Source organism: Candidatus Izemoplasmatales bacterium, from assembly GCA_041649275.1.
Classification (GTDB): Bacteria; Bacillota_I; Bacilli_A; order Izemoplasmatales; family Hujiaoplasmataceae; genus UBA12489.
In genome coordinates this window covers 1-9168 of the sequence record JBAZNL010000029.1, presented here as the reverse complement: position 1 = coordinate 9168, position 9168 = coordinate 1, and the positions used below count along the sequence as shown (strand labels likewise).

The window sequence follows — 9168 nt, the reverse complement described above, 5'->3', positions numbered from 1 at the left end:
CCGCGCAAGGAAGCCAACGCGATCCTCGAAGCCCGCAAGCTCGGCATCCCCGTCTTCGGCATCGTCGACACCAACTGCGACCCCGACGACGTCGACTACATCATTCCGGCGAACGACGACGCCCTCCGCTCGGTCAAGCTGATCGTGTCGAAGATGGCGGACTCGATCGTCGAAGCCCTCGGCGGCGCCGCCGGCGGCGTCGCTCCGGTCCTCGCCGAAGCCGCAGCCGAAGCGAAACCCGCCGAAGCGAAACCCGTCGAAGTAAAACCCGTCGAAGCGAAACCGGTCGAAGCGAAACCGGTCGAGGCGAAACCCGCCCCGGCTCTCGCTCCCGTCCCCGCGCCCGCTCCGGCCCCGGCCGAAGACCTCTCGGCGAAGACCGTCAAGGAACTCCTCGAGATCGCCAGAAGCCGCGGCGTCACGATCACCAAGGAAATGCGCAAGGCCGACATCCTCGCCGCGCTGAAATAACCCTTTCGGGGAGCTGGCGACAGCTCCCCTTTTTCAAGGAAAAACCGTCCGCGGATTGTGAACGGGAACGATTTATGGTAAACTAACTATAGAATTTCCAGGAGGAAACACAATGGACATCACTGCCAACATGGTAAAGGAACTGAGAGAAAAGACCGGCGCCGGGATGATGGACTGCAAGAAGGCCCTCACCGCCGTCGATGGAGATATGGTCAAGGCGGTCGACTGGCTCCGCGAGAAGGGCATCGCCAAGGCCGAGAAGAAGGCCTCCCGCATCGCCGCCGAAGGCATCGCCGACATCGCCGTCAAGGGCGACAAGGCCGTCGTCTTCGAAGTGAACTGCGAAACCGACTTCGTCGCCCACGGCGACAAGTTCGCCGCGCTCGCCGCCAAGGTCGGCGCCGCGCTCGCCGCGTCCGACGCCGAGACCACCGAGGCCGCCCTCGAGGCGTCCGTCGAGGGCCGCACCGTCAAGGCCTTCCTGCTCGAGAACGTCGCCGTCATCGGCGAGAACATCACCCTCCGCAACGTCACCGTCGTGCACAAGAACGCCGACCAGCACTTCGGCGTCTACAAGCACATGGGCGGCAAGATCGTCACCCTGACCGTCCTGAACGGCGGCGCCGACGACGTCGCCAAGGACGTCGCGATGCATGCCTGCGCGATGAACCCGCGCTACCTCGCCCCCTCGGACATCCCCGCCGAAGTGATCGCGCACGAGCGCCAGATCCTCCAGGCCGAGGCCCTGAACGAGAACGCCGCCAACCCCAAGCCGAAGCCCGAAGCGATCATCGTCAAGATGGTCGAAGGCCGTCTCCAGAAGAATCTGAAGGAGATCTGCCTCGTCAACCAGCCGTTCGTCAAGAACCCCGACCAGTCGATCGACGAGTTCGTGCGCGCGAAGGGCGCCTCGATCGCCTCTTTTATCCGTCTCGCGATGGGCGAAGGCATCGAGAAGAAGGTCGAGGACTTCGCCGCCGAGGTCATGTCGCAGATCAAGTGATTTTCGGATGAAATCGAAGGACACCGCAACGTGTCCTTTCTTTCTAGGACGAAACGGAGGGAAACCATGGAGAAGAAACGCGTATTGATCAAACTGAGCGGCGAGGCGCTCGCCGGCAAGAACGGCGTCGGGATCGACCCCCAGGTCGTGAAGAAGATCGCCCGCGAGATCAAGGCCGCCTACGACCTCGACGTCGCCGAGATCGCCGTCGTCGTCGGCGGCGGGAACATCTTCCGCGGGAAGCTCGCGGCGGAGATGGGCATCGATCGCGCCAGCGCCGACTACATGGGCATGCTCGGGACGATCCTGAACGCCCTCGCGCTCCAGAACTCGCTCGAGGCCCTCGGTCTCGACACCCGCGTCATGTCGAGCCTGAACATCCCCGAGGTGGCCGAACCGTACATCCGCCGGAAGGCGATCAGCCATCTCGACAACCACCGCGTCGTGATCTTCGGCGGCGGTACCGGGAACCCCTACTTCTCCACCGACACGACGGCCGCGCTCCGCGCCGCCGAGATCGACGCCGCGATCATCTACATGGCCAAGAACGGCATCGACGGCGTCTACGACCGGGATCCGCGCACGAACAAGGAAGCGGTCCGCTACGAGACGCTCGCGCATGCGGAGGTGCTCCAGAAGGAACTCCACGTGATGGATTCCACCGCGGCGGCGCTCTGCAACGACAACGACATCGACATCTGCGTGTTCGACATGAACGTCGAGGGCAACATCGCCCGCGCGCTCCTCGGCGAGAAGATCGGCACGATCATCAAGAAATGACGCCACCACCCAGGGAGGAAAACGCCATGCCGGAAGTCATCCAGATCGAACCCGAAGAGATTCTGATGGAATGCGAGGAGCGGATGGAACTCTCCATCAACGCCCTTCACCGCGAATTCACCACCGTCCGGAGCGGACGCGCCAACCCGAAGATGTTCGAACGGGTCACGATCGACTACTACTCCGTCGAGACGCCGATCAACCAGGTCGCCTCGATCACCTCGCCGGAAGGCAACCAGATCTACGTGAAGCCCTACGACAAGTCGATCGTCGGGAAGATCGAGAAGGCGATCCTCGCCGGCAACTTCGGGATCACCCCCGTGAACGACGGCATGGGCGTCCGGCTCATGTTCCCGCCGCTCACCGAGGAGCGCCGCCGCGAGTCGGTGAAGATCATCAGGCGGATGTCCGAGGAGATCAAGAACGGGATCCGCTCGATCCGCCGCGACGCGATCGAGAAGATCAAGAAGCTCGAGAAGGACGCGCATCTGCCGGAGGACGACTCGAAGTACTGGCAGGACGAGGTCCAGAAGCTGACGGATCGGTTCTCCTCGAAGGTCGAACAGGCCGCCGACGAGAAGGAACAGGAAATCATGCACTTCTGACGAGACGAGAAATCGTCTTGTCTTTTTTTGACCGCGTGTCACTTCTAGTACTGAGCGCAATAGATTTCTTTGAAATAAGATGAATCATAAAAAATGAAGAAAGTGGAGAAAATTAGCGGCGCTCCACTTTCTTTTTTTTGGTTTTTGGGGTAGGATGATGATGGAAACGGTGACTTGCTCCCGGATTCGGACACGACGAAAAGCGTGCGCCGCCGTGGATTTTGCGGACTGGGCGCAACACCGACGATGTCGTGTTCTAGCCGGTGGATCTTCCTTTTTTGAAAACCGGTCAGGTCAGCGTTTCAGAGTCAGGTCTTCCAATGGGACTTTCCTCAGGGAGAGAAGATCAAGGGTCTCCTCTGGGAAGTAATGCTTGAAGACATCGATGGGTGCTTTCCAGTTCAACGACTCCCGTGGATAGGAGTTGATCATGGAAAACATGAAGTCGATGTCTTTTTGCGTCAATTCGGACAGGCCGTGCCCTTTCGGGACGAAGGAGCGGAACAGTTCGTGATTGCGTTCGCAGCCGCCCTTGTCGCCGGCACGATACGGACGGGTGTAGAAGACCCGGGAGAGGACCTCGCCGGTTTCGGAATCGACGGATGACGTGATCAGGTCGTCGAACTCGACGCCGTTGTCCGCCAGGATCACGTCGAAGAGGGCGGTGAACCGCGGCGCCAGCCTTCTCTGGAACGTTCTGACGACGCCGGATACCGATGCCGGACGCAGGTCGGGGATCAGGACGGCGAACTGCAGATGGCTCTGGCGGTGATAGAAGGTAAGCAGCTTGCGCTCTTCCTTGGCCAACCCGTGGACCGTGTCCATCTCGATCACGGACGCCTCGGGATGGGCTTTGAGATGAGCGAGGAAATACGGGTAGGTATGACCGAATTTAAGCAGGGGACGGGCCTCGCTCGGCCTTCGCAGCGCATAGGCGTTCTTTGCCCTGAACGTCGCCGCGCGCGGTAGATCGATCCGGCGGATGCTCATGTGTCCCTTGTCGATCCACCGTCTCACCGTTGCGGTCGAGACCGGAAACGCCTCGGGGAACCGGGATCGGACCGCCTCGATCGACAGTTTCTTCTTGATGAAGGGAGCCAGCCAGTCGTCGAAGGCGGCGATCCTCGCCTTGGACAGCGAGAGATGGCTTCGGGCCCGCCGCTGCCGCTTGCGGCGGTTCTCGTAGACGAGCACCGGATTCCAGTAACGCCGCGCTTTCGTACAGTAGGATTGGGTGCCGCAGAAGTCGCAGACGAACGGGAACCGGCGGAGCTTGCCGCAGAGGTGCTTCTCGAACCGTTCGCACTCCGCCGGACACCGCTCGATCTTCTTCCTGCACTCGGAGAGATGCTCGCAATCGTGGTATCGATAACACAGCCCCGGATTGTTCCGCTGCTTGACCTCGGTGTTCCTGGCGATGATGCGGTAAAGCGTCGAAGGGGCGATGTTCATTTGCATCGCGATCTGCGATGCCGTGAAGTCCATCGAGATGTACTTGTAGATGGTCAGGATCTCGTCATAGCCGAGCATCGTGTGTTTCGCCTCGCTTTCGTCGGCTAGAACACAGTCTCATTATAGAAAATTATCTTCTCGATGTAAATGCGACTTCTGATTCGTCGTGTGGCGTTTACTTTGCTAACTAACATTTTTTTGACCGCGACGGCGCCGACGATGGAAAAAACGCCGCCGATGGTGTATAATCTTTACCGAATCCAGCGAGGTGAGACCATGAACCCGTTCGTGAAGAAAAGACCGCCTGCGATCCCCGCCCACGTCGCCATCATCCTCGACGGCAACGGCCGCTGGGCGAAGAGGCGGGGCATGCCCCGCACGTTCGGCCACCAGGCCGGCGTCGAGAACATCCGCAGGGTCGCTCTCCTCTGCGCCGGTTTCGGCGTCCGGGCGCTTTCGGTGTTCGCCTTCTCGACCGAGAACTGGAAGCGGCCCGAAGCCGAGGTCGCCTTTCTGATGAAGCTTCCCGGCGAGTTCGAGAAGAAGTTCGCCGACGACTTCAAAAAGCACGACATCCGCGTCACCTTCAGCGGCCGGCGCACGAAGCTGTCCCCCGAGAACCTCGCGATCCTCGACCGGATCACGACCCGGACGGCGGAACGCAAGGGCCTGGTCCTCAACATCTGTTTCGATTACGGATCCCAGACCGAGATCGCCGAAGCCGTCCGCGCGATCGCCGAGGACGTGAGAAGCGGCGACCTCGAGCCCGCCGAGATCGTCCCCGAGACGATCTCCTCGCGCCTCTATACGAAGGACCTCCCGCCGCTCGACCTCCTGATCCGGACTTCCGGGGAACAGCGCCTCTCCAACTTCCTGCTCTGGCAGGCGGCCTACGCCGAACTCTGGTTCACCGACACCTACTGGCCCGACTTCGGCGAAAAGGACCTCCTCAAGGCCTTCGAGGCCTTCGGGAAACGCGACCGCCGCTACGGCGGTCTGACGAAGGGGGAAGGCCGATGAAGCGCACCCTGACCGCCGTCCTGATGGCGGCGACGATGATCCCGATCCTGATCTGGGGCGACCTGTATTATATCTTCGACATCTTCTGCCTGTTGCTTACGCTCGGTGCGGCCGTCGAGTTTCGGGCCATGCTCCGCCATACGAAAAAACTCCCGCGCTGGATCGACGGACTCGCGGTCGCCCTCGCCGGCGCCGCCTACGTCGCCGTCCGCTACGTGAACGTGCTCCCGATGGCGCCGTCCGCGGTCCTCTTCGGCACGGTCCTTGTCTTCGGAATCGTCCTCGTCTTCGTCGAGGCCTTCAGGTCCGAGGACTTCGGCCACGCGCTCTCGACCGTCCTCTACGGATCGATCGGCTTCGCCGCGATCGCCATCCTCCGCGAGATCGGGATCCACTACGTGATCTACATCCTGATCGGCGCGATGGTGACCGACACCGCCGCCTACTTCTTCGGCACGAAGTTCGGGCGTCACCGGCTCTGTCCGACGGTGAGTCCGAAAAAATCGGTCGAAGGCGCGATCGCCGGCGCCGCCTTCGGCACCGCCGGGGCCGCGGCCTACGCCTTCGCCCTGCATCTCTTCGACGGCGCCCTCGGCGTCGTTTCGGTCCTCCTCGTCTCCTTCGCGGTCACCGCCGTCGCCCAGGTCGGCGATCTCGTCGCTTCGAAGTTCAAGCGGTGCCACGGCATCAAGGACTATTCGAACCTGTTCCCGGGTCACGGCGGGATCCTCGACCGCTTCGACTCGTCGATGTTCGCGGCCGTCTTCGTCCTCTTCGTCGTCATCCTCACGGGGGCCTTCGCATGAGAAACCTCGACCTGCTCGGCGCGACCGGATCGATCGGCCGGCAGACCATCGACGTCGTCGCCGCCGAACCCGACCGCTTCCGGATCCGGGCCCTCGGCGCCGACAGGGACGTCGAAGGCATGACCGAACTGGTGCGCCGCCTCTCTCCCGACTATGTCGCGATGAACGACGAGACCGCCGCGGCGACGATCGCCGCGCGTTTCCCGGACGTCGAGGTCGGAAGTGGCCGGGCCGGACTGATCCGGCTTTCGTCCCTTTGCCCCGACGACGGGGACGGACTCTTCGTGAACGCCGCCGTCGGCGTCGCCGGCCTCGAGCCGACGATCGCCGCCCTCCGGATCGGGCGCTCCGTCGCCCTCGCCAACAAGGAGACGCTCGTCGTCGGCGGAGAGCTCGTGATGGCGCTCGCCAGGGAGAAGCACGCCCGCATCCTGCCGATCGACTCGGAGCACTCCGCCCTCTGGCAGTGCCTCGAGGGGGAAGACCCAGAAAGCGTCCTCCGGCTTCTGATCACCGCGAGCGGCGGCGCCTTCCGCGACAAGGCGCGCGCCGATCTCGACCGCGTGAGCGTCGCGGACGCGCTCGCCCACCCGAACTGGAAGATGGGGAAGAAGATCACGATCGATTCCGCGACGATGATGAACAAGGGCTTCGAGGTGATCGAGGCGATGCATCTCTTCTCGCTTCCCCTCGGCAAGATCGACACGATCCTGCACCGCGAGAGCTACGTCCATTCGCTCGTCGAGTTCGTCGACGGGTCGATGATGGCGCAGGTGTCGAGCCACGACATGCGCCTGCCGATCTCCTACGCCCTGCATTACCCCGACCGCGTCCCCAACCCGACCGAACGGCTCGACCTCGCGAAAGTCGGGAAGCTCACCTTCGCGCCCGTCGACCTCGAACGCTATCCGTGCCTCGCGCTCGCCTACGCGGCCGCCCGCCGCGGCGGAAACGCCCCGGCGGCCCTGAATGCGGCGAACGAGGTCGCGGTTGCGCTCTTCCTCGAAGGCGTGATCCCGTTCCTGGCGATCGAGGAGATCGTCGCCCGGTCGCTCGAGGAGCTCGCATTCATCGAGAAGCCGACGCTTGCCGACCTGCTTTCGACCGACGAAGCGACGCGGCGTTCGGTCAGGATGCGCCATGCCCGCCCGTTACTATAAAGAATATAGATAGGAGTCTTACCCCATGTGGAACTTCCTCGGCAACATCCTGCTCTTCCTCCTCGTCCTGAGCGTCGTCATCTGCATCCACGAGCTCGGGCATTTTCTCTTCGCCAAGAAGGCGGGGATCCTCTGCCATGAATTCAGCTTCGGGATGGGCCCGCGCCTGATCTCGAAGAAGTTCGGCGAGACGACCTTCTCGATCCGCGCGTTCCCCTTCGGCGGTTTCGTCACGATGGCCGGCGAGGAACTCTCCCTCGACGTCGTCAAGAAGGGCGACCGGATCCGGATTTCCCTGAACGACGACATGCACGTCGACCGGATCGTCGTCAACGCCAAGAACCCCAAGTACCAGAACCTCCAGGAGGTCCTGGTCGAGGACGTCGACCTTCGGGGCGAGGGCATGAAGCCGCTCTTCGTGAACGGCTACCCGGTCGAGCGCGACGCCAAGTTCGTCTTCGACCGCTACGAGATCCAGATCGCCCCCTACGAGCGCAGCTTCGTCTCGAAGACGAAGTCGCAGCGCTTCATGGTCACCTTCGCCGGGGCGATGATGAACATCGTCCTCGCCTTCTTGGTCTACCTCTTCATCGCCCTCGCCTTCGGCATCCCGGATACGGGAAGCCGGGTCGTGTCGGCGGTGTCGGAAGGCATGCCGGCGGAAGGAATCGTGCTCCCGGGCGACGAGATCGTCGCGATCAACGGCGTCGCGGTCTCTTCCTGGTCGGATGCGGGCGTCTCGGTCACGAGCGAACTGGCCAAGTACCTCGACCACGGGACCTTCGTCCTCACCGTCGTCCGCGACGGCGCCACCCTCGTCCTCGATCCGATCAGGCCGGTCTATCTCTTCTACGGCCTCGGCTTCACCGCCGATTCGAGCGTCGCCGGCCTCGTCATCGACCAGCCGCTCTATGCCGAGACGGAACTGATGGAAGGCGACGTGATCGTCTCGATCGACGGCGTGACGTTTGCCGACTGGGGCGACGTGATCGCCTACGCCTACGCGCATCCGGAAGGATCGACGGAGGAGGAACCGACGTCGATCGTGGTCGAACGCGACGGGGTCGAACTCGATCCGATCACCTACGTCGCCTATGGCGAATCCGCGCTCGCGGCGATGGGATACGGGATCTTCTATTCCCGCCTCGGCATCGGCGGCTCCACCCACTTCGACTTCTTCGGGTCCTTCCCGGTCGCCGTCCGCGACCTCGGCGACGCCGCGATCTCGATCTACCGGACGCTCTGGCTGCTCGTCTCCGGCGGCCAGGTGAAGCTCTCGCAGATGTCGGGTTTCATCGGCATCTACACGATCACGGCGAACGCCGCCGCGCAGGGCATCGTCTCGCTCCTCTCCTGGGTCGGCCTGCTTTCGGTCAACCTCGGCATCATCAACCTCCTGCCGATCCCGGCGCTCGACGGCGGCCGGCTCGCGTTCATCGCCTACGAGGCGGTCACGAAGAAGAAGCCCAACCAGAAGTTCGAGAACTGGCTCCACACGATCATGTTCTTCCTCCTGATCGGACTGATCCTGTTCATCACCTACAACGACATCCTGAGGCTCTTCACCGCCCGGTGAAAGGGCGAAAGGGCGGCCGGAAGCGTCCGGCCGCCCGCTTTTTGTGAACCGCGGGGGTCGGCCGATTCGATTCACGGATGCACGTTTCCGCGCCATTCCGCGGTCGCGGTCGTTTTCCCGGCAATCCGACCGTTTTGCGATCTTTTATAGTTGACAGCGTCTACCGCCTATGTTAGAATATAAAAGCGCGCGGAAAAAGCGGCGCACGATGGGTCTTTGAAAACTGAATATAAGCAAATAACGAACTTACAAACGTCAAGCAAGAGAAGCAACAAGAAGAGCTAACAAAACAATT

At 62.3% G+C, this 9168-nt stretch carries 9 protein-coding genes; 8 read left to right on the top strand and 1 reads right to left on the bottom strand.

Annotation, left to right across the window (positions count from 1 at the left end):
* The 4 genes from rpsB to frr all read left to right on the top strand — a co-directional run.
* The coding region (rpsB, locus tag WC509_09040) for a 30S ribosomal protein S2 (protein MFA5007587.1) at positions 1–471 on the top strand (471 nt) is incomplete at its 5' end.
* Positions 472–583: 112 nt separating this feature from the next.
* Positions 584–1474: a translation elongation factor Ts gene (tsf, locus tag WC509_09035; protein ID MFA5007586.1), complete on the top strand. Its 891-nt coding sequence runs from the start codon at positions 584–586 to the stop codon at positions 1472–1474.
* 66 nt (positions 1475–1540) lie between these two features.
* A complete protein-coding gene (gene pyrH, locus WC509_09030) occupies positions 1541–2254 on the top strand; it encodes a UMP kinase (GenBank protein MFA5007585.1) in 714 nt (237 codons plus the stop codon).
* Between the two features lie 26 nt (positions 2255–2280).
* On the top strand, positions 2281–2859 hold the full coding sequence (gene frr, locus WC509_09025; protein ID MFA5007584.1) for a ribosome recycling factor: 579 nt from the start codon (positions 2281–2283) through the stop codon (positions 2857–2859).
* A 294-nt stretch (positions 2860–3153) separates the two neighbouring features.
* On the opposite strand, the gene WC509_09020 is transcribed toward frr, so the two are convergent.
* Positions 3154–4389 carry an IS30 family transposase gene (locus tag WC509_09020; protein MFA5007583.1) on the bottom strand — a complete coding sequence of 412 codons (1236 nt, stop codon included), beginning with the start codon at positions 4387–4389 and terminating at the stop codon, positions 3154–3156.
* A 198-nt stretch (positions 4390–4587) separates the two neighbouring features.
* On the opposite strand from WC509_09020, the gene uppS reads away from it, so the two are divergent.
* Genes uppS through rseP form a run of 4 tightly spaced genes read left to right on the top strand, consistent with a single transcriptional unit; the run spans position 4588 to position 8873 of the window.
* A complete protein-coding gene (gene uppS / locus WC509_09015) occupies positions 4588–5331 on the top strand; it encodes a polyprenyl diphosphate synthase (protein MFA5007582.1) in 744 nt (247 codons plus the stop codon).
* Positions 5328–6137: a phosphatidate cytidylyltransferase gene (locus tag WC509_09010; GenBank protein MFA5007581.1), complete on the top strand. Its 810-nt coding sequence runs from the start codon at positions 5328–5330 to the stop codon at positions 6135–6137. The genes uppS and WC509_09010 overlap by 4 nt, the downstream gene beginning before the upstream one ends.
* The gene (locus WC509_09005) at positions 6134–7297 is read left to right on the top strand and encodes a 1-deoxy-D-xylulose-5-phosphate reductoisomerase (GenBank protein MFA5007580.1); all 1164 of its coding nucleotides are present in this window, start codon (positions 6134–6136) and stop codon (positions 7295–7297) included. The genes WC509_09010 and WC509_09005 overlap by 4 nt, the downstream gene beginning before the upstream one ends.
* A 25-nt stretch (positions 7298–7322) precedes the next feature.
* On the top strand, positions 7323–8873 hold the full coding sequence (gene rseP, locus WC509_09000; protein MFA5007579.1) for an RIP metalloprotease RseP: 1551 nt from the start codon (positions 7323–7325) through the stop codon (positions 8871–8873).
* The last annotated feature ends 295 nt before the right edge of the window (positions 8874–9168 follow it).